This window comes from Aeromicrobium marinum DSM 15272, assembly GCF_000160775.2.
Taxonomy (GTDB): Bacteria; Actinomycetota; Actinomycetes; order Propionibacteriales; family Nocardioidaceae; genus Aeromicrobium; species Aeromicrobium marinum.
In genome coordinates this window covers 1,655,746-1,679,238 of record NZ_CM001024.1, presented here as the reverse complement: position 1 = coordinate 1,679,238, position 23,493 = coordinate 1,655,746, and the positions used below count along the sequence as shown (strand labels likewise).

General features: G+C 71.3%; 22 protein-coding genes. 18 read left to right on the top strand and 4 right to left on the bottom strand.

The genetic code is table 11. The features are described 5' to 3' along the window. Window positions 1-36 precede the first annotated feature (36 nt). From hrcA to era, 8 genes are read left to right on the top strand one after another with little or no spacing between them, the layout of a single operon-like run. Window positions 37-1,047 (top strand): heat-inducible transcriptional repressor HrcA, encoded by a 1,011-nt coding sequence (gene hrcA / locus HMPREF0063_RS08580; protein ID WP_007078273.1) that lies wholly within the window; start codon window positions 37-39, stop codon window positions 1,045-1,047. A gap of 36 nt (window positions 1,048-1,083) precedes the next feature. Then, a complete protein-coding gene (gene dnaJ / locus HMPREF0063_RS08575) occupies window positions 1,084-2,256 on the top strand; it encodes a molecular chaperone DnaJ (protein WP_007078272.1) in 1,173 nt (390 codons plus the stop codon). Further along, a complete protein-coding gene (locus HMPREF0063_RS08570) occupies window positions 2,246-2,587 on the top strand; it encodes an HIT domain-containing protein (protein ID WP_007078271.1) in 342 nt (113 codons plus the stop codon). Before dnaJ ends, HMPREF0063_RS08570 begins: the two co-directional genes overlap by 11 nt. A gap of 55 nt (window positions 2,588-2,642) precedes the next feature. Next, complete coding sequence (locus tag HMPREF0063_RS08565) at window positions 2,643-3,647, top strand: PhoH family protein (protein ID WP_007078270.1); 1,005 nt, start codon at window positions 2,643-2,645, stop codon at window positions 3,645-3,647. Next, window positions 3,625-4,101, top strand: coding sequence for an rRNA maturation RNase YbeY (ybeY, locus tag HMPREF0063_RS08560; RefSeq protein ID WP_007078269.1), 477 nt, complete (start codon window positions 3,625-3,627; stop codon window positions 4,099-4,101). The genes HMPREF0063_RS08565 and ybeY overlap by 23 nt, the downstream gene beginning before the upstream one ends. Continuing rightward, on the top strand, window positions 4,102-5,418 hold the full coding sequence (locus HMPREF0063_RS08555) for a hemolysin family protein (protein ID WP_007078268.1): 1,317 nt from the start codon (window positions 4,102-4,104) through the stop codon (window positions 5,416-5,418). It begins immediately after the preceding gene. Continuing rightward, window positions 5,402-5,734 carry a cytidine deaminase gene (locus HMPREF0063_RS08550; RefSeq protein WP_007078267.1) on the top strand — a complete coding sequence of 111 codons (333 nt, stop codon included), beginning with the start codon at window positions 5,402-5,404 and terminating at the stop codon, window positions 5,732-5,734. The genes HMPREF0063_RS08555 and HMPREF0063_RS08550 overlap by 17 nt, the downstream gene beginning before the upstream one ends. Continuing rightward, window positions 5,731-6,648: a GTPase Era gene (gene era / locus HMPREF0063_RS08545; protein ID WP_007078266.1), complete on the top strand. Its 918-nt coding sequence runs from the start codon at window positions 5,731-5,733 to the stop codon at window positions 6,646-6,648. The genes HMPREF0063_RS08550 and era overlap by 4 nt, the downstream gene beginning before the upstream one ends. A 6-nt stretch (window positions 6,649-6,654) precedes the next feature. Here era and HMPREF0063_RS08540 read toward each other — a convergent pair whose 3' ends face one another. Beyond that, window positions 6,655-7,086: a helix-turn-helix domain-containing protein gene (locus HMPREF0063_RS08540; protein WP_007078265.1), complete on the bottom strand. Its 432-nt coding sequence runs from the start codon at window positions 7,084-7,086 to the stop codon at window positions 6,655-6,657. A 57-nt stretch (window positions 7,087-7,143) separates the two neighbouring features. On the opposite strand from HMPREF0063_RS08540, the gene HMPREF0063_RS08535 reads away from it, so the two are divergent. Beyond that, the gene (locus HMPREF0063_RS08535; RefSeq protein ID WP_040320696.1) at window positions 7,144-8,070 is read left to right on the top strand and encodes an NAD(P)/FAD-dependent oxidoreductase; all 927 of its coding nucleotides are present in this window, start codon (window positions 7,144-7,146) and stop codon (window positions 8,068-8,070) included. Window positions 8,071-8,074: 4 nt separating this feature from the next. Here HMPREF0063_RS08535 and HMPREF0063_RS08530 read toward each other — a convergent pair whose 3' ends face one another. Then, complete coding sequence (locus HMPREF0063_RS08530; protein ID WP_007078263.1) at window positions 8,075-8,527, bottom strand: flavodoxin family protein; 453 nt, start codon at window positions 8,525-8,527, stop codon at window positions 8,075-8,077. A gap of 74 nt (window positions 8,528-8,601) precedes the next feature. Between HMPREF0063_RS08530 and HMPREF0063_RS08525 the strand changes: the two genes are divergently transcribed. The 3 genes from HMPREF0063_RS08525 to HMPREF0063_RS15775 are packed head-to-tail and all read left to right on the top strand — an operon-like array spanning window position 8,602 to window position 12,990. Next, window positions 8,602-9,540: an AAA family ATPase gene (locus tag HMPREF0063_RS08525; RefSeq protein ID WP_007078262.1), complete on the top strand. Its 939-nt coding sequence runs from the start codon at window positions 8,602-8,604 to the stop codon at window positions 9,538-9,540. Between the two features lie 10 nt (window positions 9,541-9,550). Continuing rightward, complete coding sequence (locus HMPREF0063_RS15780; RefSeq protein ID WP_007078261.1) at window positions 9,551-10,759, top strand: DUF58 domain-containing protein; 1,209 nt, start codon at window positions 9,551-9,553, stop codon at window positions 10,757-10,759. Continuing rightward, window positions 10,756-12,990, top strand: coding sequence for a transglutaminase TgpA family protein (locus HMPREF0063_RS15775; RefSeq protein ID WP_007078260.1), 2,235 nt, complete (start codon window positions 10,756-10,758; stop codon window positions 12,988-12,990). Before HMPREF0063_RS15780 ends, HMPREF0063_RS15775 begins: the two co-directional genes overlap by 4 nt. On the opposite strand, the gene HMPREF0063_RS08510 is transcribed toward HMPREF0063_RS15775, so the two are convergent. Next, on the bottom strand, window positions 12,914-13,855 hold the full coding sequence (locus HMPREF0063_RS08510; RefSeq protein ID WP_007078259.1) for a glutathione S-transferase family protein: 942 nt from the start codon (window positions 13,853-13,855) through the stop codon (window positions 12,914-12,916). The genes HMPREF0063_RS15775 and HMPREF0063_RS08510 overlap by 77 nt on opposite strands. A 140-nt stretch (window positions 13,856-13,995) precedes the next feature. On the opposite strand from HMPREF0063_RS08510, the gene leuA reads away from it, so the two are divergent. From leuA to hglS, 4 genes are all read left to right on the top strand, one after another. Next, the gene (leuA, locus tag HMPREF0063_RS08505) at window positions 13,996-15,735 is read left to right on the top strand and encodes a 2-isopropylmalate synthase (protein ID WP_007078257.1); all 1,740 of its coding nucleotides are present in this window, start codon (window positions 13,996-13,998) and stop codon (window positions 15,733-15,735) included. A gap of 263 nt (window positions 15,736-15,998) precedes the next feature. Then, a complete protein-coding gene (locus HMPREF0063_RS08500; protein ID WP_007078256.1) occupies window positions 15,999-17,081 on the top strand; it encodes a saccharopine dehydrogenase family protein in 1,083 nt (360 codons plus the stop codon). A gap of 2 nt (window positions 17,082-17,083) precedes the next feature. Next, complete coding sequence (amaB, locus tag HMPREF0063_RS08495; protein ID WP_040320200.1) at window positions 17,084-18,589, top strand: L-piperidine-6-carboxylate dehydrogenase; 1,506 nt, start codon at window positions 17,084-17,086, stop codon at window positions 18,587-18,589. Continuing rightward, window positions 18,586-19,806: a 2-oxoadipate dioxygenase/decarboxylase gene (hglS, locus tag HMPREF0063_RS08490; protein ID WP_007078254.1), complete on the top strand. Its 1,221-nt coding sequence runs from the start codon at window positions 18,586-18,588 to the stop codon at window positions 19,804-19,806. Before amaB ends, hglS begins: the two co-directional genes overlap by 4 nt. A 143-nt stretch (window positions 19,807-19,949) precedes the next feature. Here hglS and HMPREF0063_RS08485 read toward each other — a convergent pair whose 3' ends face one another. Next, window positions 19,950-20,630, bottom strand: coding sequence for a hypothetical protein (locus tag HMPREF0063_RS08485; protein ID WP_050760933.1), 681 nt, complete (start codon window positions 20,628-20,630; stop codon window positions 19,950-19,952). A gap of 154 nt (window positions 20,631-20,784) precedes the next feature. On the opposite strand from HMPREF0063_RS08485, the gene HMPREF0063_RS08480 reads away from it, so the two are divergent. Both HMPREF0063_RS08480 and HMPREF0063_RS08475 read left to right on the top strand, forming a co-directional pair. Beyond that, window positions 20,785-22,842 carry a sensor histidine kinase gene (locus HMPREF0063_RS08480; RefSeq protein WP_007078251.1) on the top strand — a complete coding sequence of 686 codons (2,058 nt, stop codon included), beginning with the start codon at window positions 20,785-20,787 and terminating at the stop codon, window positions 22,840-22,842. After that, window positions 22,839-23,489 carry a response regulator gene (locus HMPREF0063_RS08475; RefSeq protein ID WP_007078250.1) on the top strand — a complete coding sequence of 217 codons (651 nt, stop codon included), beginning with the start codon at window positions 22,839-22,841 and terminating at the stop codon, window positions 23,487-23,489. The genes HMPREF0063_RS08480 and HMPREF0063_RS08475 overlap by 4 nt, the downstream gene beginning before the upstream one ends. Window positions 23,490-23,493: the final 4 nt, after the last annotated feature.

Here is a 23,493-nt window from a genome sequence, read left to right as displayed (position 1 = left end):
CGCGAGTGCCAGACCGACGCGCCGAAGGGAGACCCGATGTCCGACGAACGCCGCCTCGACGTGCTGCGCGCGATCGTCGAGGACTACGTGGCCACCCAGGAGCCGGTCGGCTCCCGGGCGCTCGTCGAACGTCATCACCTGGGCGTCTCGTCGGCCACGATCCGCAACGACATGGCGGCCCTCGAGGACGACGGCTACATCACCCAGCCGCACACGAGCGCCGGCCGGATCCCCACCGACAAGGGCTACCGGATGTTCGTCGACCGGTTGGCCACCGTCAAGGCCCTGTCGCCCCCGGAACGCCGGGCCATCGAGCAGTTCCTGACCGGCGCGGTCGACGTCGACGACGTCGTCCAGCGCAGTGTCCGGGTGCTGGCCCAACTCACCAACCAGGTCGCCATCGTGCAGTACCCGACCCTCACCCGGTCGACGGTCCGTCACATCGAGTTCGTGAGCCTCGAGGGCACCCGGGTGCTCGTCGTCGTCATCACGAGCTCCGGCCGGGTCGAGCAGCGGGTGGTCGAGCTCGCCGAGCCGCTGACCGACCACCTGTTGGCCGACCTGCGCTCGCGGATCGTGGCGGCCACGGTCGGCCGGCGTCTGGCCGAGGCCTCGCTCCAGCTGGCCGACCTCATCGCGGAGTTCGAGCCCCGCGACCGACCCGTGGTCACCACGATCGTCACGACCCTGACCCACGTGTTCTCCAACGAGCGCAGCGACGAGCGCATCATGGTCGGCGGCACCGCCAACCTCGCGCGGTACGGTGCCGACTTCGACTCGTCGATCCGCCCCGTGCTCGAGGCCATCGAGGAGCAGGTGGTCCTGCTGAAGCTGCTCGGCGAGGCCAGCAGCGGCCTGACCGTCCGCATCGGTGGCGAGACCGGCCACGAGGGACTCAGCGGCACCGCGCTCGTGGCCTCGACCTATGGTGGAGAGACCTCGCTGGCGACCCTCGGCACCGTCGGTCCCACGCGCATGGACTACCCCGGCACCATGGCGGCGGTCGCCGCCGTGGCCCGCTACGTCGGCCGCATGCTCGACGACTGACCCGTCCCACCCCCGACCCCAGGACCCGACCCGCACATGGCACAGGACTACTACGCGACACTCGGTGTCGAACGCACCGCCGCCGCCGACGAGATCAAGAAGGCCTACCGCCGGCTGGCTCGTCAGCTGCACCCCGACGTCAACGACGCGCCCGACGCCGCCGACCGCTTCAAGGAGGTCACCACGGCGTACGAGGTGCTGTCCGACCCCGCCAAGCGCCAACTGTTCGACCGTGGAGGCGACCCCATGGGCGGGGCCCGCGGGGGAGCCGGCTTCGGCCAGGGGTTCAGCTTCGACGACATCATGGATGCCTTCTTCGGCCAGAACGGCGGCGGTGGTCGTCAGCAGCGGTCGCGCGTTCAGCGCGGCCAGGACGCCCTGCTGAGGCTCGACGTCGACCTCGCCGAGGCGGTCTTCGGCGTGACCCACGACATCAAGGTCGACACGGCCGTCGTGTGCGAGCGGTGCGACGGCTCCGGGGCGTCGGAGGGTTCCGCGCCGGTGACCTGCACGACCTGCCGCGGCCAAGGCGCCGTGCAGCACGTGCAGCGCTCCCTGCTGGGCGACATCCGCACCTCGCGGCCGTGCCCGACCTGTCACGGCTACGGATCGGTCATCCCCGAGCCCTGCCCGGAGTGCGACGGCGAGGGGCGGGTGCGGTCGCGCCGGTCCCTGACGCTGGACATCCCTGCCGGCGTCGACCACGGCACCCGCATCCAGCTGGCGGGGGAGGGCGAGGTGGGGCCCGGGGGCGGACCGCCCGGTGACCTCTACATCGAGATCAACGTGGCGCGCCACCCGGTGTACTCGCGCAAGGGCGACCACCTCATGTGCCACGTCACCATCCCGATGACCGCCGCTGCGCTGGGCACCACCCTGGACCTGCCGACCCTGCGCGCCGACCTGGCCGGCCACGAGGGCTCCGACACGTTGTCGGTCGACATCGAACCCGGCGTGCAGTCGGGACAGGTCGTGACCGTCAGGGGCGAGGGCGTGCCGCGACTGCGGGGCGTCGGCCAGGGCGACCTGCAGGTCACGGTGGTGGTCGAGACGCCGTCCAAGCTCGACGGCGACCAGCGTGAGCTGATCCACCAGCTCGCGGCCCTGCGGGGTGAGCAGCGCCCCGAGGCGCGGCTGGGCACCACCCATCGCAGCGTCTTCGGGCGCATGAAGGACGCGTTCCGGGCGGGGGTCAACGATGAGCGGTGACTGCCTGTTCTGCCGGATCGTCGCCGGTGACGTGCCGGCCGACGTCGTGGCCGAGACCGAGCACAGCGTGGCCTTCCGCGACATCGACCCGCAGGCGCCGACCCACGTGCTGGTGATCCCACGGCGGCACGAGCCGGACGTGAGCAGCCTCGCGGCCGCCGACCCGGAGGCCACGATCGACCTGATCGGGCTCACCCGCACGGTCGCCGACCAGCACGGCAGCGGGTCCTACCGGCTGGTGTTCAACACCGGGGCGGACGCCCACCAGACGGTGTTCCACTGCCACGGCCACGTCCTGTCGGGTCGCCCCCTCGGCTGGCCGCCCGGGTGAGCCGTCCGGTCAGGACTCGCGCCCGGGTGACCACGGACCGTAGACTCGTCGCCGTATGACTGACGCCCCCCACTCGACCCACGTCTTCACGGTGCCGTCGAGCATCCCCCCCGTCGCGCTCTTCGGGAGCGCGGACGAGTTCCTCCGCCTGATCGAGGCCGACTTCGAGGCCGACATCCACCTGCGGGGTGACCGGCTCACGGTCACCGGCCCGCCCGGTGAGGTGGCCCTGGTCGAGCGTGCCCTCGACGAGCTCACCACCATCGTGCGCACCGGGCAGGGGCTGTCGCGCGAGATCGTCGAGCGCACGATCGGGATGCTGCGCACCGAGACGCAGGAGCGCCCCGCCGACGTGCTGAGCCTCAACATCCTGTCGAACCGTGGGCGGACCATCCGGCCCAAGACGCTCAACCAGAAGCGCTACGTCGACGCGATCGACAGCCACACCATCGTGTTCGGCATCGGGCCGGCCGGCACGGGCAAGACCTACCTGGCGATGGCCAAGGCCGTGCAGGCCCTGCAGGCGAAGGAGATCTCGCGGATCATCCTCACGCGTCCGGCGGTCGAGGCCGGGGAGCACCTCGGTTACCTGCCGGGCACGCTCAGCGAGAAGATCGACCCCTACCTGAGGCCGCTCTACGACGCCCTGCACGACATGCTGGACCCCGAGACGATCCCCAAGCTGCTGACGGCCGGCACGATCGAGGTCGCCCCGTTGGCCTACATGCGTGGCCGCACGCTCAACGACGCGTTCATCATCCTCGACGAGGCCCAGAACACCACCCAGGAACAGATGAAGATGTTCCTCACGCGGCTCGGGTTCGGTTCCCGGATGGTGGTCACCGGCGACGTCACGCAGGTCGACCTGCCCACCGGCGCGAAGAGCGGTCTGCGGGTCGTGCAGGACATCCTCGACGAGGTCGACGACGTGCACTTCAGCCGGCTCACCGCCCAGGACGTCGTCCGCCACCGGCTGGTCGGCCGGATCGTGGCGGCCTACGACACCTTCGAGGCCGAGGGGCAGGTGGGCGGGACCCGTGAACGTCGACGTCCTCAATGAGTCAGGGGTCGAAGCGGACGTCCTCGACCTCACCCGCCTCTGCCGGTTCGTCATGCGACGCATGCGCCTGCACCCGGCCACCGAGCTGACCCTGCGCCTGGTCGACGCCGACACGATCGCCGTGCTCAACCGGCAGTGGATGGGCAAGGACGGACCCACCGACGTGCTGTCGTTCCCGATGGACGAGCTGACGCCGGGTCGTGACGACGAGGAGTCCCCCGAGGGGTACCTGGGCGACATCGCCCTGTGTCCCCAGGTGGCGGAGCAGCAGGCTCCGGCAGCAGGCCACACGACGGCCGACGAGGTCGATCTGCTGACCGTCCACGGCATCCTGCACCTGCTCGGCTACGACCATGCCGAGCCTGACGAGCACCGCGAGATGTTCGGCCTGCAAGGGCGCCTGCTCGTGGAGTGGCAGCGCGCCGCGCTCGGTCTCGACCCCGAAGGAGCCTGAGTGTTCGACCCCACCACCTGGTGGCCCGTGATCGCGTCGGTCGTGCTGGCGGTGTTCGCGGGCGTGCTGACGAGCGTCGAGGCGGCGCTCTCGTCGTTCTCCAAGGCGCGCGCCGAGGAGCTCGACGACGAGGGCCGCGCCGGGGCCAACCGGCTGGTACGGGTGCTCGACGACCCGGCGCCCTTCCTCAACAGCGTCACCCTGGTCCGGATCCTGGCCGAGACCTCGAGCGTCGTGCTGGTGGCCCTGGTGGTGGCCGGTGAGGTCGAGGGCTTCTGGAACCGGTTCCTCGTCGCGTCGCTGCTGATGATGGTGGTCAGCTTCGTCCTGATCGGCGTGGGTCCGCGCACCCTCGGCCGTCAGCACGCCGAGCGCATCGCGCTGGGCTCGTCGGGTCCGGTGATCGCCCTGGAGTGGTTGCTGGGTCCGGTGCCCAAGCTGTTGATCCTGCTGGGCAACGCCGTGACGCCGGGCCGGGGCTTCAGCGAGGGCCCGTTCGCCTCCGAGGTCGAGGTCCGCGAGCTGGTCGACCTGGCGGCGGCGAGCTCGCTGATCGAGTCCGACGAGTCCAAGATGATCCAGTCGGTGTTCGAGCTGGGTGACACCATCGTGCGCGAGGTGATGGTGCCGCGCACCGACATCGTGTTCATCGAGCAGCACAAGACCCTGCGGCAGTCGATGTCGCTGGCGCTGCGGAGCGGCTACTCCCGGCTGCCGGTCGTGGAGGACAACCTCGACGACGTCGTCGGCATGGCGTACCTCAAGGACGTCACGAAGCGGGTCTTCGACAACCACACCGCCGAGCACGCCGAGCGGGTTTCGTCGATCCTGCGGCCGTGCCTGTTCGTGCCCGACACCAAGCACGCGGACGAGCTGCTGAAGGAGATGCAGGCCCAGCGCACGCACGTCGCGATCGTCGTCGACGAGTTCGGCGGCACGGCGGGCATGGTCACGATCGAGGACATCCTGGAGGAGATCGTCGGCGAGATCACCGACGAGTACGACACCGAGCCCGACGAGCTGGAGGTGCTGGTCGACGGCTCGTGGCGGGTCAGCTCGCGCTACGACGTGGACGACCTCGCCGAGCTCACGGGTGTCGACCTGCAGGACGAGGACGTCGACTCCGTCGGCGGCCTGCTCGCCAAGCACCTCGGCAAGGTGCCGATCCCCGGCAGCGCCATCGTGATCGAGGGTCTGCGGCTGGTGGCCGAGGCGCCGTCGGGCCGGCGCAACCGCATCGGTCGCGTCCTGGTCACCCGCCTCACCGAGGACGACGACCCCGAGTCGGTAGCCTCTGCCCATGACTCCCGCACCTGAGGACGCCAAGCTCGTCACCCTCGCCCGCGCAGCGCGGGCCCGGACGTCGGCCCACCAGGGCGCGGCGGTCCGTGACCGTGACGGCCGGACCTACGCGGCGTCGACGGTCTCGCTGCCGTCCTGGTCGGTCGACGCGCTCGACCTGGCCGTGGCGATGGCGATCTCGTCCGGTGCGACCGGCGTGGAGGCCGGAGCGGTCGTGGGCGACCCCGACCGTCTGGTGCACCTGGAGGTGCTGCGCGACTTCGCCGGTGACGACGTGGTCGTCCACCTGGCCGACCCGACCGGACAGGTCGTGGGGGTCAAGCGCACGTGAGCGGCTTCCGGTCCGGATTCGCCTGCTTCGTCGGCCGACCCAACGTAGGCAAGTCGACGCTCACGAACGCCCTCGTCGGCGGGAAGGTCGCGATCACCTCGTCGCGCCCGCAGACCACCCGGCACGCCATCAGGGGGCTCGTGCACCGTCCGGACGCGCAGATCGTCCTGGTCGACACCCCCGGCCTGCACCGGCCGCGCACCCTGCTCGGTCAGCGGCTCAACGACCTCGTCCGCACGACGTGGGCCGAGGTCGACACCATCGGCCTGTGCCTGCCGGCCGACGAACGGATCGGCCCGGGTGACCGCTTCCTGATCCGCGAGATCGCCGCGTTGCGGGGCAAGCCGGTCATCGCCGTGGCCACCAAGACCGATCTGGTGTCGCCCCAGCGGGTCGCCGAGCACCTGATGGCGATCCAGGCCGCGGGGGAGGAGGCGGGGCTGAGGTGGCACGAGATGGTGCCGGTGTCGGCGGTGGCCGACGACCAGGTCGGCCTGCTCGCGGACCTCATCGTGGCGACCCTGCCCGAGGGCCCCGCGCTGTATCCCGAGGGCCAGCTGACCGACGAGCCGGAGGCGACGCTGGTGGCCGAGGTGATCCGCGAGGCGGCGCTCGAGGGAGTGCGCGACGAGCTGCCGCACTCGTTGGCCGTGGTGGTCGACGAGATGGTGCCGCGGGAGGGCCGGTCGGCCGACAACCCGCTGATCGACGTCCGCGTCAACGTGTACGTGGAGCGCGACAGCCAGAAGGGCATCATCATCGGCAAGCAGGGCTCGAGGTTGCGCGAGATCGGCACCACCTCGCGGGCCCAGATCGAGAAGATCCTCGGCACGCCGGTCTACCTCGATCTGCACGTCAAGGTCGCCAAGGAGTGGCAGCGCGATCCCAAGCAGCTGCGCAAGCTGGGGTTCTGACCCCGGTCACGCGGGCGGGGGTGGCTGGGACCTCCACGGTCCGCCACCGATGAGGTCCTCGACACTGCGCACGAAGTTCGGGCAGGTGGTCATGTCGTGCTGGTCGCACTCGAAGGCGTGCATCGTCATCTCCCGTGACCGCTGCATCTCGGCCATGCGGCGGTCGAGATCGGCGACGTGCTCGGTGAGGATCGCGTGCCGGTCCGGCGCTCCCTGGTCGAGCAGGACCCGGATCTGCTCCAGCGACATGCCGGCCGCCTTGTTGCGCAGGACGGCCGCGATCCGCACGACGTCGTTCTCCCCGTAGCGCCGCCGTCCTCCGCCGTCGCGCCCCGGACGCAGCAGTCCGACCTCCTCCCAGTGCCGCAGGACGTGGGCGGGCAGGCCGAAGCGGGTCGCCGTGTCACCGATCGACCACGAGGTGGCGCTTGACTTCATGTTGACATGAAGTCACACGATGACGTGGACAGCAACCCTCGGACCCAGGAGACCACCATGCACGACGTCCTCGTCATCGGCGCCGGCCCCGCCGGCCTGCAGGCCGCACTCACGATCGGCCGGGTCCACCGGACCGCGTTGGTCGTCGACTCCGGTGAGTACCGCAACGCGGCGACGGCCCACCTGCACAACCTGATCGCCCACGACGGGTGGGACCCGGAACGGCTGCGCGCCGCGGCCCGCGCCGACCTCGAGCGGTACGACACCGTCTCCGTCCTGCGGGGACGGGTCACGTCGGTCGCGGGCAGCTCGGGCGACTTCGTCGCCGAGCTGGCGGACGGATCGACCCGCCGGGCCCGGCGGATCGTGCTCGCGACCGGTGTGCGCGACGAGCTTCCGGACGTGCCGGGCCTCGCGCAGATGTGGGGTCGCCAGGTGGCGCACTGCCCCTTCTGCGACGGCCACGAGCTGAGCGGGCGACGGGTCGGGGTGCTGGGCGCCTCTGCGCCGCACCTCGGGCACGTGGCGGCCCTGCTGGCTCCGATCGCGGCCGACTGCGTGCTGCTGGCCGGCGATCTGGAGTTCGACGAGCAGGTGCTGGCCCAGGCGTCGGCCGACGGCGCCAGGGTCCGCGGGGGGCTGGTCGAACGGGTCGCCCCCCGCGGCGACGGCCTGACCGTGCACCTGGTCGACGGGGAGACGCTGGAGCTCGACGGGCTCTTCGTCGCTCCGGCCGTGGTGCAGTCGGCTCCGTTCGCCGAGCAGCTCGGCGTCGAGCTGAATCCGTCGGGCGGGGTCGCGATCGACGCGACGGGCCGGACCAGCGTCGCCGGGGTCTACGCGGCCGGCGACTCCGCCCACCACCGGGAGCTCCCGATGCCGATGGCGTCGGTGGCAGGGGCGATCGGGTCGGGCATGGTGGCCGGCGCCGCCAGCGTGGGTGACCTGGTGATGCAGCGGGACCCCGTGCCGAGCGCTGCCTGACGCCTCAGGCCTCGACCACGGCCGCCACCGTGCCACCGAGCTCGGTGGCGGCCTCGGTGTGGGTGTCGCCGACCTCGCCGGTCATGACCAGCGGGTCGGCCGCCAGCCGCCAGCCCAGCCCGGTCGTGATCGACTCCATCGCCCGCTCGGCGCCCGTCGTGTCGTAGCCGCCGTGGATCCAGTACGAGAAGGGACGACGCGCCGTCTCGTCGCGCACGTGGTCGTAGACGGTGTCGAAGAAGTGCTTCAACGCTCCGCTGATGTACCCGAAGTTCGCGGGGGTCCCCAGGACGAACCCGTCGGCGCCGAGCACGTCCTCCACGCCGGCGTCGAGCGCGGCGAGCTCGACGACCTCGACGTCCGCGATCAGCGGGTCCCGTGCTCCTGCCAGCACGGCGTCGCCGAGGCGTCGCAGGGTCGGGGTGGGGGTGTGGTGCACCACGAGCAACCGGGGCATGCCACGAGCCTAGCCAGCCGGCGCGACCGTGCCGAGTCCCCGGCGCGGTTGGCCGGATGTGCCTACCATCAGGCATGGAGTTCCGCGACGCGGCCCGCGCCGTCTGCGCCAACATCGAGACGGTCCTGGGCGGCAAGCCCCAGGCCGCGGAGACCGCCGTGGTCGTGCTCCTCGCCGAGGGGCACCTGCTGATCGAGGACGTGCCCGGGGTCGGCAAGACCGTGCTGGCCAAGGCGCTGGCGCGATCGGTCAGCTGCTCGGTGCGACGGATCCAGTTCACCTCCGACCTCATGCCGTCGGACGTCACCGGGGTGTCGGCCTTCAACCCGGCCACGACGGAGTTCGAGTTCAAGCCGGGACCGGTGTTCGCCAACATCGTCGTCGGTGACGAGATCAACCGCGCGTCACCCAAGACCCAGTCCGCGCTGCTGGAGGCCATGGAGGAACGTCAGGTCACCGTCGACGGCACGACCTACCGCCTCGCCAGCCCGTTCACCGTGGTCGCGACCCAGAACCCGCACGAGATGGAGGGCACCTACGCCCTGCCCGAGGCGCAGCGCGACCGGTTCATGGCCCGCATCGAGATCGGCTACCCCGACGCGGCGGCCGAGGTGGACATGCTCGCCGACCGGGACGAGGAGAACCCGTTCGACCGGCTGCGTCCGGTCGTGTCGGTCGAGGACGTGCAACGGATGATCGCCCAGGCCCGGGGAGTGCACGTGTCGGGCGCGGTGCAGCGCTACGTGGTCGACCTCGTGCAGTCGACCCGGCGCGACCACCGGATCCGGCTCGGGGCCAGCCCTCGCGCGAGCCTGCAGCTCGTGCGGGCCGCGAAGGTGCGCGCCGCGGTGGCCGGACGGTCCTTCGTGCTGCCCGACGACGTCGACACCCTGGCGGTCCCGGTGCTGGCCCACCGTCTGCTGGCGGTCCGAGGGGCACCGTCGGCCGACGACCTGGTCCGGGAGGTCGTGGCGTCGGTCGCGGTCCCCGCCGGCGACCTCCGGCCCACCTGATCGTCGTCTGATGGGACGGATCCGCACCTCACCGCTCGGAGCGGGCTTCGTGGTCGCGGCCGTGGTCTGTCTCGCGGCCGCCGCGGTGGCCTCGGTGCCGACGCTGCTCTACGTGACCGGCCTGCTGCTCGGGCTGGTCGGCGCCGCTCTGGTGCTGGTGGTGCTGGCTCCCGTCCGACTCGCCGTGGCGCGGGAGTTCTCGCCCGAGGAGGTCGCCGTCGGCGACGAGGCGACGGTCCGGCTCACGTTCACGCGGTCGTCCCGGCTGGTGCCGACGTCCGGCACGTGGTCCGAGATCCTCCCTCGCGGGGTGCGAGGCGTCGCCCGAGGAGACCTGCCCCCGCTCAGCCGTGCGAACCCCGTGGCCACGGCCGCGTACACCGTCCGGCCGACCCGCAGGGGGCGACCGGAGGTCGGACCGGTCGTCCTGGAGGTCACCGACCCCTTCGACCTCGTCCGCCGCCGGGTGCAGGTCGGCGGGACCGACGAGATGCTCGTCGTCCCGGCGCGTGTCGACCTGCAGCAGACGTCGGCGGGACCGCACCGCCGCGAGGAGGACTCGCGGTGGGTGTCGGTACGGCCCGGTCGTGGCGAGGACGACGTCGTCGCCAGACCGCACCGGCCGGGGGACTCCCTGGCCCGCACCCACTGGAAGGCCACCGCGCGTCGGGGCTCGTTGATGGTGCGGCAGGAGGAGGAACCGTCGGACGTCCGCTCGGTGGTCGTGCTCGACGTGGGAGCCGGCGCCCATGCCGTCCAGCGAGACGCGGACGGCGTGGACGAACTCTCGGACAGCCTGGAGTGGGCCGTGGTCGCCGCGGCGTCGATCCTGACCGAGCTGCTCCGGACGGGCCACGGGGCCGAGCTGCTGACGAGTGACGGTCGGGTGCGCCGGACGATCGGGGACGGGCACGACGACGTGTCCGACGCGCTCGTCGACCTCGCGCTCGTCGAACCCGACCGCGGACGGGGGCTGTCGGTGCGGCTCGACCAGCTCCCGGGCGGCGGCCCCGTGCTGGTCCTCGGCGACCTCGACGCCCGGTCCGCCGCCGACTGGCTGACGCTCGTGCCCGGCCCGGCCCGGGCGCTGGTGGGTGCGGCGAGCGAGCGCGACGCCCGGCGGCTCCTGCGGGACGCAGGGTGGCACACGGTGACCTACCGCCCGGGCGACGACCTCCTCGAGGCCTGGACGCGACTGGTCGGGAGCGGTGCACCGTGACGCCCACGTCGACGGCGTGGTCCACGGGGCGGTCCAGCGGGCGGCCTGCCGAGCTCTGGTTGCGCCGGGCGGTGCTGCTGATCGGCACGGGTGTCGCCCTCGCCGGGTTCTCCACCGTGATCTCCGGACGCTCCTGGTGGACGACCTCGATGGTCGTCGCCGCCGCGGTGTGCCTGGCCGGAGCCGTCCTGCGGACCTTCGGCGGCCGGTTCGTGCCGGTGTTCACCACGGTTCTGGCGGTGCTGGCCGTGGGATGGATCTTCGTGCCGTCGACCCTCTGGGTGGTCCTCCCGACGCCCGACTCGGTCCGAGCGCTGGGCGACCTCGCCGATCGCGCCTTCCTCCTGATCGCGGAGGAACCTCCTCCTGTCGTCGACGTGCCCGCCGTCGTGCTCGTGCTGACGGCCGGCGTGGCCGTGCTCGCCGTGCTCGGTGAAGCCGTGGTCGGCCGACGCCACGGGGTGCTGCTCGTCGGTCTGGGCTGGCTGGTGCTGCTCGTCATCCCCTCGGTGGTCGTCGGACGCGTGCCGTCGGCCTGGTGGTTCGTCGCGACCGCTGTCCCGTGGCTGGTGCTGCTCGGGGCCGCCCGGGCGCGCGACGCGTCGTGGTGGCGGCGTCCGACGGCTGCTGCGATCGCCGGACTGGCGGTGGTCAGCGCGGCCGTCGGACCGGCCGTGCTGCCCGACATCTCTGCCGTCGCCACCACGTGGGGCCGGCCGGTCGGGCCGGTCTTCGGCACGGGCATCAATCCGCTGGTGGAGCTGGGTTCGAACCTGCGCCGCTCCACCCCGGTGACCGCGTTGTCCTACACGACGACCCTCGATGCACCGCCCTACCTCAAGGTCGCGACCCTGCGGGACTTCAACGGCCGTACGTGGACCCCGACGGTGACCCAGCCGATCGACCCGCTCGAGGGGCAGGCGGGGCTGCGTGACGACGTCCGTCGCACCACCGAGACCACGACGGTGAGCATCGTGTCGCTGCGGTCCTCGATGCTGCCCGTGCCGTACCCGGTCGTCACGCTCGACGGCCTGGACAGCTCGTGGCGGGTCGAGGCCGCGGGTCTGACCGTGCGGTCGTCGGAGGACGACACCCGGGGGCTGGCCTACGTGGCACGCAGCCTGGACATCGCCCCGACGGCCACCCAGCTGCGTGCGGCCGATCCGATCGAGGGCACCGAGATGGCCGCCAACGTCGCCCTGCCCCCTGACCGTCCGGCCGTGATCGGTCGGACGGCCCGACAGGTCGCGGCCGGTGCGACCAACGACTACGACCGGGCCATGGCGCTGCAGGCGTTCCTGCGCGCCGGCGACTTCGAGTACTCCGAGGAAGCCCCGGTGCAGGAGGACTACGACGGCACCGGTCTCGACGTGCTCGAGGTGTTCCTGGAGCGTCGCGCCGGCTACTGCGTGCACTTCGCGTCGGTGATGGCCGTCATGGCTCGTGAGCTCGGGATCCCGTCGCGGGTCGCCGTCGGCTACGCGCCGGGCACGGGCTCGGGCACGACGGGCGACGAGACCCGCTACGTGGTGACCTCCGCCGACCTGCACGCGTGGACCGAGATCTACTTCGAGGGCGTCGGCTGGATCGGTTTCGAGCCGACGCCGGGCATCGGCCGTGCCACTCGCTTCCAGGAGCCGGCCGCGCCGGTGCAGGACGGGGGAGCGGCCGGTCAGGTGGTGCCGGACGTGATCCCGCCGGAGGTCCTCGACGCGCGCGAGGCCGAGGCCGAGGCAGCGGCACGCGATCGAGGCTCGCCCGCGGGCCGGTCGGCCGCCGCGGGAGCTGCGGTGTTGATGCTGCTCCTGGGGGCTCCCGCAGCGGTCCGTGCGGTCCGACGGCGACGACGTCTGGGCGCCGGGTCCTCGCCCGTGGATCACTGGGCCGAGATCGTCGACACCGCGGCCGACCTGTCCGTCGCCCTGCCGGCGGCCGGTACCCCGCGGCAGGTCGCCGACGAGCTCGCCGCCCGGGGGGACCCCGTGCTCGTCGACCGGGTGCTGCTGCGGGTCGAGTCCGCGTGGTTCGGGCCGGCCGGGGGCGCCGGGACCGACGACCCGGCCGCGCGCGCGGATGCGCGGCGACTGGTGGGCGAGCTCGCCCACGCGTCGCCGACGGTGGCGCGGATCCGGGCGCTGGTGCTGCCGGTCTCGCTCAGACCCGCTCGCGTCCGTGCGGGGTCGTCCACACCCGGGGGTCCGGTCCGGCCGGCACGATCTGCGTCGGGTTGATGTCGGTGTGCACCACGTAGTAGTGCGCCTTGATCTGGTCGAAGTCGATCGTCTCGCCGAACCCCGGGGTCTGGAACACGTCGCGTGCGTACCCCCACAGGTTCGGCATCTCGGTCAGCTTGTTGCGGTTGCACTTGAAGTGGCCGTGGTAGACGGCGTCGAAGCGGGCGAGGGTCGTGAAGAGACGCACGTCGGCCTCGGTGATGTGGTCGCCCATCAGGTAGCGCCGGTCGGTCAGACGGTCCTCCAACCAGTCCATGGCCGTCCAGAGCCGTTCGTAGGCAGCCTCGTAGGTCTCCTGCGACCCGGCGAACCCGCAGCGGTAGACCCCGTTGTTGACCTCGGTGAACACCCGCTTCATGACGTCCTCCATCTCGTCACGGACGTCGTCGGGCCAGAGGTCCGGAGCGTCCGGACGGTGGTGGTCGCGCCACTCGTGGAACAGGTCGTGGGTGATCCACGGGAAGTCGTTGGTGACCACGGCGCGGGTCGGTACGTCGACCATCGCCGGGACGGTGATGCCGCGCGGGTAGTCCGGGTAGCGGGCGAAGTACGCCTCCTGCAGGCGCTCGTACCCCAGCACCGGGTCGACGCCGCCGGGGTCGAGGTCGAAGGTCCAGCTGCGCCGGTCGTGCACGGGCCCGCACAGGCCCAGGCTGATGACGTCCTCGAGGCCGAGGATGCCGCGGACGATGATGGCCCGGTTGGCCCACGGGCAGGCCTTCGCGGCCACGAGCCGGTACCGACCCGGTTCGACCGGCCACTGCGAGGAGTCGCGGGTGATCCGGTCGGGGATGTAGTTCATGTCGCGGTCGAACTCCTGGCCGGTCGTGACGTAGGCACCCGTGGTCGATTCGTCGCTCATGCTGCTAGCCTAGGCGCATCATGCGGATCGCGAATCTTCTCCTTCGCTGCCGCGTCGAGGTCCTCTAGGTCGGACCCCTCGGCGCGGAGTTCGTCACGTCCCGGCCCCACCCGCCCGACGAACACACCCCGAGGAATCCCATGACCCGCTACGTCACCTCCCCGCAGCGCCCCAGCGGCATGCCGCACGACCGCTACCAGCCGTTCGCCCCCGTCGACCTGCCCGACCGGACCTGGCCGAGCCGCACCGCCACCGAGGCGCCGCGCTGGTGCGCGGTCGACCTGCGGGACGGCAACCAGGCCCTGATCGACCCCATGACGCCGGCCCGCAAGCTCGCCATGTTCCAGCTGCTCGTCCGCATGGGCTACAAGGAGATCGAGGTCGGGTTCCCCAGCGCGAGCCAGACCGACTTCGACTTCGTGCGCCAACTGGTCGAGGGCGACCACATCCCCGACGACGTCGTGATCCAGGTGCTGACCCAGTGCCGCGAGAACCTGATCGACCGGACCTTCGAGTCGCTGGTCGGTGCGAAGCGGGCGATCGTGCACTTCTACAACTCGACCTCGACGTTGCAGCGACGGGTCGTCTTCGGGCTCGACCGCGACGGCATCACCGACATCGCCACCCAGGGCGCCCGGCTGTGCATGAAGTACGCCGAGATCCACACGCCCGACACCGAGATCTCCTACCAGTACTCGCCGGAGTCCTACACCGGCACCGAGCTGGACTTCGCCCTGGAGATCTGCTCGGCGGTCATCGAGGTCATCGACCCCACGCCGGAGTGGCCCCTGGTCATCAACCTGCCGGCCACCGTCGAGATGGCCACGCCCAACGTGTACGCCGACTCGATCGAGTGGATGCACCGCCACCTGCCGCGCCGCGACAGCCTGGTGCTGTCCCTGCATCCTCACAACGACCGGGGCACGGGGGTCGCCGCTGCCGAGCTGGGTCACCTGGCCGGAGCGGACCGCATCGAGGGCTGCCTGTTCGGCAACGGTGAGCGCACCGGCAACGTCTGCCTGGTCACGCTGGGGCTCAACCTGTTCACCCAGGGCGTGGACCCCCAGATCGACTTCAGCGACATCGACGAGATCCGCCGCACGGTCGAGTACTGCAACCGGCTGCCCGTGCACGAGCGCCACCCCTACGGGGGCGACCTGGTGTACACGGCGTTCAGCGGGTCCCACCAGGACGCGATCAAGAAGGGGTTCGAGCACCTCGAGGCCGACGCGGCCGCTGCCGGTGTCCCCGTCGGCAGCGCCCCGTGGGCCGTGCCCTACCTGCCCATCGACCCCAAGGACGTCGGCCGCACCTACGAGGCCGTCATTCGGGTCAACAGCCAGTCGGGCAAGGGCGGCGTCGCCTACATCCTCAAGACCGACCACCAGCTGGACCTGCCCCGGCGTCTGCAGATCGAGTTCAGCCAGGTGGTGCAGGCGCTGACCGAGGGCGAGGCGGGCGAGATCGAGCCGGCCGAGATCTGGTCGGCCTTCCGGCGGGAGTACCTCGACCGTGAGGAGCCGTACTCGCTGACGACGTTCTCGTCCACCACCTCGGCCGACGGGCACGACCACCAGGTCGTGGAGCTGGTCGTCCGCGGTGAGCAGCAGTCGTTCACGGGGGAGGGCAACGGTCCGGTGGCCGCCTTCGTCGACGCGCTGCGGCAGGCCGGGGCCGAGATCCGGGTGCTCGACTACTCCGAGCACGCCCTGTCGGCCGGTGGCGACGCCGTGGCCGCCGCCTACGTGGAGTGCGAGATCGGCGACGAGGTCGTGTGGGGCGTGGGCATCCACGCCAACATCGTCATGGCGTCGCTGCGCGCCGTCGTGTCGGCGGCCAACCGTGCCGTCGCCGTGACGATCCCCGTCACCCGCAGCTGACCTCACCGTCGCGCTGATCCCACCCCGCGAGGACCTCACCTTCCCGCTGGGAGTGACGTTTCTGCCCTCGAATCGACGATCTCAGGGCCGAATCGTCACTCCCAGCGCGGACGGGAGGGAGGGGCTCGTCACCGAATCGACACCTGTGTACCGGCTGGACGGTATAGCCACCTGACCGGGCCGACTCCTACGATCGTGACCACCACCACACCCGGTGGCCGATCGATGTCCGCGGCGTGATCCGCCGCGGCCCAGGAGGTGTCATGGCGCGCAGCATCCGGACGGTCGCCGTCTTCGGGCTCGGCAAGGTGGGGGAGCTGGTCGCCGGCCTCCTGCGGGAGTCCGGCTTCGAGGTCGTCGGCCACGACCAGGTCGCCCGGGCCGGGCTCGAGGTGCCCACGACGGTGCTCGACGTGGCCGACGAGGCCGCGGTGCGAGCCGCCCTCGCGCACGTCGACGCCGTGGTCTCGTGCCTGCCCTTCCACCTCAACATCGCCGTCGCCGAGGCCGCCTACGACACGGGGGTCCACTACTTCGACCTCACCGAGGACGTGCCGACGACCAACCGGGTCATCGAGCTCTCCGCGCAGAAGCCCACCTCGGTGTTCGCCCCGCAGTGCGGTCTGGCGCCCGGACTGATCGGCATCATCGGCACGTCCATCGCCGAGACGTTCGAGGAGATCCGGTCGATCGAGCTCAAGGTCGGCGCTCTGCCCCAGCACCCCACCGGCCTGCTCGGCTACGCGGTCAACTGGTCGCCCGAGGGTGTGGTCAACGAGTACCTCAACGACTGCGAGGTGCTGCGTCAGGGACACCGCCAGATGGTGCCGGCGATGACCGAGAAGGAGCGCGTCGTCATCGGTGGTGTCGAGCTCGAGGCGGCCCTGACCTCCGGCGGGCTCGGCACGATGTGCTCGACCTACGAGGGACGCGTGCACCGGCTCGACTACAAGACGTTGCGGTACCCGGGGCACTTCGAGCAGATGCACTTCCTGTTCGACGAGCTGAACCTGCGGGACCGTCGTGAGCTGGTCGGACAGATGTTGGTCGACGCCAAGCCGCCGGTCAACGACGACGTCGTCTATGTCCACGCTGCGGTGGAGGGGCTGAAGAACGGTCAGCCGTTCCGCGAGAACCACGTCCGCGCCTACAAGCCGATCGACATCTCGGGCCGTACCTGGCGGGCGATCTCGTGGACCACGGCCGCCTCGGCCGTCAGCGTCGTCGAGCTCGTCGCCGACGGGGTGCTGCCGGATGCCGGCTTCATCCGCGCCGAGGACATCAGGTTGGAGGCGTTGTTCTCGACCCGCTCGGGTCGGCACTTCGTCGAACAGGGAAAGGTGTGACCATGACCGACATCGCCGAGCAGGCACGGGCCGTCCTCGGGCGGCTGGGAGTCGCCGACCCGTTCGACCCGGACGGGGACCTCGTCTGCCGGTCACCGATCGACGGGCACGAGATCGGCCGGCTCGTGTCCCACCGGCCCACCGAGGTGTCCGCCGCGGTCGACCGGGCCGTCGTGGCCTTCGAGCAGTGGCGCCAGGTCCCCGCGCCCGTCCGAGGACGGTTCGTGCGCGAGCTCGGCGAGCTCCTGCGCGAGCACCGGGACGACCTCGGCACGCTCGTGACGATCGAGGCCGGCAAGATCGTCTCGGAAGGCCGCGGCGAGGTCCAGGAGATGATCGACATCTGCGACCTCGCGGTCGGTCTGTCGCGCCAGCTGCACGGACTGACGATCGCCACCGAGCGGCCCGGGCACCGGATGATGGAGCAGTGGCACCCGTTGGGTGTCGTCGGGGTGATCTCGGCCTTCAACTTCCCCGTCGCGGTGTGGTCGTGGAATGCGGCCCTGGCGTTCGTGTGCGGTGACGCCGTCGTCTGGAAGCCGTCGGAGAAGACCCTGCTGACCGCACTGGCGTGTCAGGCACTCGCGGAGGAGGCAGGCCGTCGAGCCGGCGCCCCCGAGGGACTGAGCGCCGTGGTGCTGGGTGCGCGCGAGGTCGGCGAGGCGCTGGTGGACGATCCCCGGGTCCCGCTGGTGTCGGCGACCGGGTCGACCCGGATGGGCCGGCAGGTCGCGCCACGGGTGGCAGCGCGTCTCGGGCGCACCCTGCTCGAGCTCGGCGGGAACAACGCCGCCATCGTGGCACCGTCGGCCGACCTCGACCTGGCGGTGCGCGGCATCGTGTTCTCGGCGGTCGGCACGGCCGGTCAGCGGTGCACGTCGCTGCGGCGCGTGATCGTCCACGAGTCGGTCAAGGACGACCTGCTGACGCGGCTCGCGGCGGCCTACGAGTCGCTGCCGATCGGGTCGCCGCTGGACCCGGCCACGCTGGTGGGGCCACTCGTCGACGAGCAGGCGTGGGCGGCGTTCGACGCCGCCATCACGCAGGCGACGGCCGATGGTGGCGTCCTGGTCACCGGTGGTCGACAGGCAGCGGTCGACGGCGGCGGGTCCTACGTGGAGCCGGCGATCGTCGACATGCCGGACCAGACCGAGATCGTGCGCACCGAGACCTTCGCCCCCCTGGTGTACGTGCTCACCTACGACACGTTGGAGGAGGCGATCGCCCTGCACAACGGCGTGGCGCAGGGTCTGTCTTCGTCGATCTTCACTCTCGACGTGCGGGAGGCGGAGACGTTCCTGTCGGCGGTGGGGTCGGACTGCGGCATCGCGAACGTCAACATCGGTCCGTCCGGCGCCGAGATCGGTGGTGCCTTCGGCGGCGAGAAGGACACCGGCGGTGGTCGGGAGTCCGGATCGGACGCATGGCGGAACTACATGCGTCGCGTCACGAACACGGTCAACTACTCCACCGACCTGCCGTTGGCGCAGGGCGTGGAATTCGCGTGAACCGTCCGGGCGAGGCGCTGGTCGGACCCACCGACCTGCGCTCGCGCCTGGCGGCGGGCCTGTCGGCGCTCTACGGCAGCGAGGTGCCGGCCTACCGCACGCTCGTCGAGGTGTCGCAGCAGGTGAATGCCGAGGTGCTGGAGGACCGGACGGACGCTCAACGTCTCGGCAGCATCGATCGCGTCACGGCGGAGCGGCACGGGGCGATCCGGCTGGGCACGCCCGACGAGCTCGGCCAGGTCGCCTGCATCTTCGCCGCCTGCGGCATGAAGCCGGTCGGGTTCTACGACCTGAGGGACGCCACCCCGGCCATCCCGGTCGTCTCGACGGCCTTCCGGCCCACCGGTCGCGAGGAGCTGGCCGCCAACCCGTTCCGCGTGTTCACGTCGCTGCTGGTGGTCGACGACCGCCGGTTCTTCGACGAGCGGCTGGAGGCCGACCTGAGGAGCTTCCTGGAGGCGCGCACGCTCTTCCCCGACGAGCTGCTGGTGCTGGCCGACCGTGCCGAGCGTGGGGGCGGGCTGCCGTCGACCGACGCCGACCGGTTCATCGAGCTGGCGACCGCCGCCTTCGCCCTGTCGCCGGAGCCGGTGGACCGGGCCTGGTACACCCGGCTCGAGGCGGTCTCGGGTGTCGCGGCCGACATCGGGGGTGTCGCCTCGACGCACATCAACCACCTCACGCCGCGGGTGCTCGACATCGACCTGCTGTACGAGCGGATGGCCGACCACGGGATCGAGATGATCGACCGCATCCAGGGCCCGCCCCGCACCGACGGGCCGGACGTGCTGCTGCGCCAGACCTCGTTCCGAGCCCTGGCCGAGCGCCGCACCTTCCGGGAGGCCGACGGCTCCCTGACGTCCGGTGACCTGCGGGTCCGATTCGGGGAGGTCGAGGCTCGCGGGGTCGCCCTGACCCCGAAGGGCCGCGAGCTGTACGACGCCGAGGGCATCGGGGCGTTCCCGCGGACCGAGAGTGAGCTCGATGCAGCTGACCTGGCCTACTACCGGCGCGACGACGTCGGTGCGCTGTCGCCGGTCGTCTACGAGGACTTCCTGCCACGGTCGGCCGCCGGCATCTTCGCGTCCAACCTGACCGGCGACGGGACCGTCGACCGGACACGTGCCGGAACCACCCGAGATGTCACCTGGCTCCGGTCCGTGATCGGTCGCACCCTCCACGACCCCTACGCGCTCTACGAGGCGGAGCGCGGCTGAGCGACAGCCGCACTCCTCTCGAGGTGCTGCCCGGGCCGGGCCGCTTCAGTCTGGCGGCCGGCGCGGGAGTCGGACATACGTCGTTCGACGTAGTCGTGCCCGTGGGGCCACCGGCCGGCGGTCCCACGGGCACGACCCCTCGGTCAACGCACGATGGTGCTGCGACCGAACGTGAGCCCCGTGAAGGTGATGAGGAGCCACAGGCCGCTCACGACTCCGGGGAAGCCCGGCAGGCCGAACGCCACGACGGTGACGACGACGGGGAGCAGCACGATGATGCTCACCACGCCGATCCACCGTGAGATCAGCCGTTCACGCAGGGCCATCCACGCCACGGCGCCGGCCGCGACGCTGACGCCGAGGTACCCGATGAACGAGCCGAAGTCGTTCAGCACGAACAGGACGTACAAGCCGTCGCGGTCGAAGGAGCCGTCCTCGCTGCCGCCGTTGTACAGACCGAGTGCGCCCTTCCATCCGTACCCGAGCGACAGGGCACCGGCCGCGGCCGTGAGCCCGAGCGGTACGACCCGCGCCGCCGTGCTGGTCAACGCGCGCGGTTCGACGTGGCGGCGCCAGGCCGCCGCCAGGACGAGGAGCAACGCCACCGTCACGTATCCGGCGATGATGCTCACCTGGGCCGTGACGGAGCTGACGTCGTCAACGACGGCAGCGGTGTAGGTGTCGGGTCCGTCGACCGGGTGGAGGTCGGTGACGATCGTCGCGACGACCGCACCGATGCCGGCGACGATGCCCAGCACGGGCCATCGGGGCCGTCCCGCGTGGGCCGCAGAGGGTTCGGTTCGGAGGGCATTGATGTCGGTCATCGGGGGGTTCCTTCGTTGTCGTGGGTGGAGATGATGACCAGACCGTAGGAGGGGACCTGTCCCGGTCGGTAGGGACGAGTGCCCCGGTTCTTCGGGACCTCGAAGGCCCCCGGAATTGCTGACGACACGGCCCGGCCGGTGTGAGGATGTCTGCGTGACGACCGAGCTTCCCGCAGCCGCGCCGGTTGAGGCCACGCCGCCTCCGGCGACTCGCCTCGGTGACTCCCCGTTGCGATTGCTCGGTCTGGTGACCGCCGTCGTGGCAGTCCTGGCCGCTCTCGCCGCGGTCGTCGCGCACGCCATGATCGAGTCGCGCGTCGATGTCGAGCCGCTCTACCTGGCCAACATCGTGGTCGGCGCTGGATGGCCGCTGGCGGGGGCCGCGGTCGTGTGGGCCCAGCCGCGGAACCCCTGCGGCTGGTTGCTGGTGTCGACCGGCTCCTTGGCGCTGTACGAGTTGATGAGCCAGTACAGCCTGTGGAGCGAGCGGGTCGCGGACCGCCCGCTGCCCGGTGCGGCCGCCACCGACTGGGTGTCGATGTTCGGCTTCGGTGCCTACTTCTACGTGCTGCCGCTGCTGCCGCTGTTGTTTCCCGACGGCCGCGCGACAGGGTGGTGGCGATGGCTGGCCCGGACGGTCGTGGTCGTCGCCACCTGTGCGGTCATGGCGCGGATGGTGGTACCGGAACGGTCCGACACCGACGCGGGCATCGTGAACCCCATCGGTGTGCCGGGCCTGGAGTTCTTGAACTGGGTGGTGCTGGCGGGTTCGTACTTCTGCATCGTGGTCGCCACGCCGGCTGCGGTCGTCCACCTGGTGGCTCGGACCCGACGGTCGGTGGGTGTCGAACGTGCACAGCTGCAGTGGCTGATGCTCGGTGGCATCTGGCTCGTCGTGGGAATCATCGTCTCTCAGCTGGCCCGAGGCCTTCCGTCGGCCGACCTCATCTTCGCGCTCGGGCTCGTCGGTCCGCCGCTCGGCGTCGTGGTCGCGATGATTCGGCACCGGTTGTTCGACGTCGAGTTCGCGCTCAGCCGCACCCTCGTCCTCGTGGTGGTGCTGGGCGTGGTCGGGACCGTGTGGGCCGCGGCGGTTCTGCCAGCGGGTCCGGATCTGACGGGAACTCGCCCCGGGATCCTGCTCGTCGCCGCGTCGGGGGTGGCTGCCGTGGTGTCGTGGGACATCCTGCTGCGTCATGTCGACCGGTGGTGGTTCCCTCACCGGCGGGCTTCTGCAGCGCTGACGCGCAGGATCATGACCGCGGCCCGCACGGCGGCGGAGCCGCATGCGGCGATGCGGCTCCTGCTCGAGTCCTTGCGCCACGAGCTGAAGCTGCCCTACGTCGCCTTCGTCGGACCGGTGGGTGCGCAGGTCGGACATCGATCCGAACAGGTGGAGATGCTGGACGTGTCGGCTCTGGGCCGTGCCATCGGAGTGCTGGAAGTGGGACACCGCCGCGGGACGTCCGGATTCAGTGCGCAGGAACGGGATGTGCTCGAACAGCTCGCGGCCCACCTCGGTGTCCTGGCCCACACCTCGTCGCTGATCGCTGACGTTGCGGAGAGTCGGTCCCGGATCGTGATCGCCCGGGAGGAGGAGCGCCGCCGGCTCCGCAACGACCTGCATGACGGCGTCGGGCCGAGCCTGGCCGGTATCGCCCTCGAGCTGGATGCTCTGGCCGGCCGGCTGGAGCAACGAGAGGAACACGACCTGGTGACCGTGACACGACGCGTGCGTGACCGAGCACGGGCGGCCGTGGGTGAGGTGAGGGCGGTGGCACACGGGCTGCGTCCGCCGATCCTGGACCAGGTCGGGTTGGCCGGTGCGCTCGAGCAGCTCGTCGGATCCCTGGGCACGATCGAGGGGAGCGCCGATGTCGTCGACATCGGGCCGTTGCCGGCAGGTGTCGAAGTCGCTGCGTACGCGATCGCAGCGGAGGCGGTGGCGAACGTCGTGCGACACAGTGCGGCCAGCCGCGTACGGGTCGAACTGCATCGGACGGGCGAGGCGATCGTCGTGGGCATCGTCGACAACGGCCGCGGCATGCCGGGGCGCCCCCCGGCGGGCGTCGGGTTGGCGAGCATGCAGGCCCGCGCCGCCGAGGTCGGGGGACGGGTCGACCACGTCGACACCGACGGTGGTGGCACCACGGTCCGTGTGGTCCTCCCGTGGGACGGCCCGTTCCGGTCGACCGAGCAGGTCCGGCCGTGACGACCGTCCTGGTGGTCGACGACCATGCGATGTTCCGGGCGGGGATGATCGCGGTCCTGTCCGCGATGGACGGGATCACGGTGGTGGGGGAGGCGCCGGACGGTGCGACCGCGATCCGTCTCGTCGGTGAGGTGCGACCGGACGTGGTGCTGATGGATCTGCGGATGCCGGGCCTCGACGGGCTCACCGCGACCGCGCGCATCACCGAGCAGCACCCGGGGGTCGCCGTGGTGGTGCTGACGATGAATGACGACGGCGACTCGGTCTTCGCCGCACTGCGCGCGGGCGCCCGGGGGTACCTGCTGAAGGAGGCCGGGGCGGACGACGTCGAGCGGACCCTCGCGGCCGTCATGCGGGGTGAAGCGGTGTTCGGTCCCCGGGTCGCGGAGCAGGTCGTCGGATTCTTCTCGGGAATCGGTCGTTCGTCACCGCAGGCCTTCCCTCACCTCACCGTCCGGGAGGGTGAGGTGCTGGACCTGATGGCGCGCGGACTGGACAACGCCAGCATCGCTCGACGCCTGTTCGTGTCGGAGAAGACCGTCCGGAACCGTGTCAGTGACGTGTTGGCGAAGCTGCAGGCGCGGACACGCGCCGAGGCGGTGGCGCGGGCACGCGATGCCGGGATCGGCGGCGAGGCGGGCCGCTGACCCG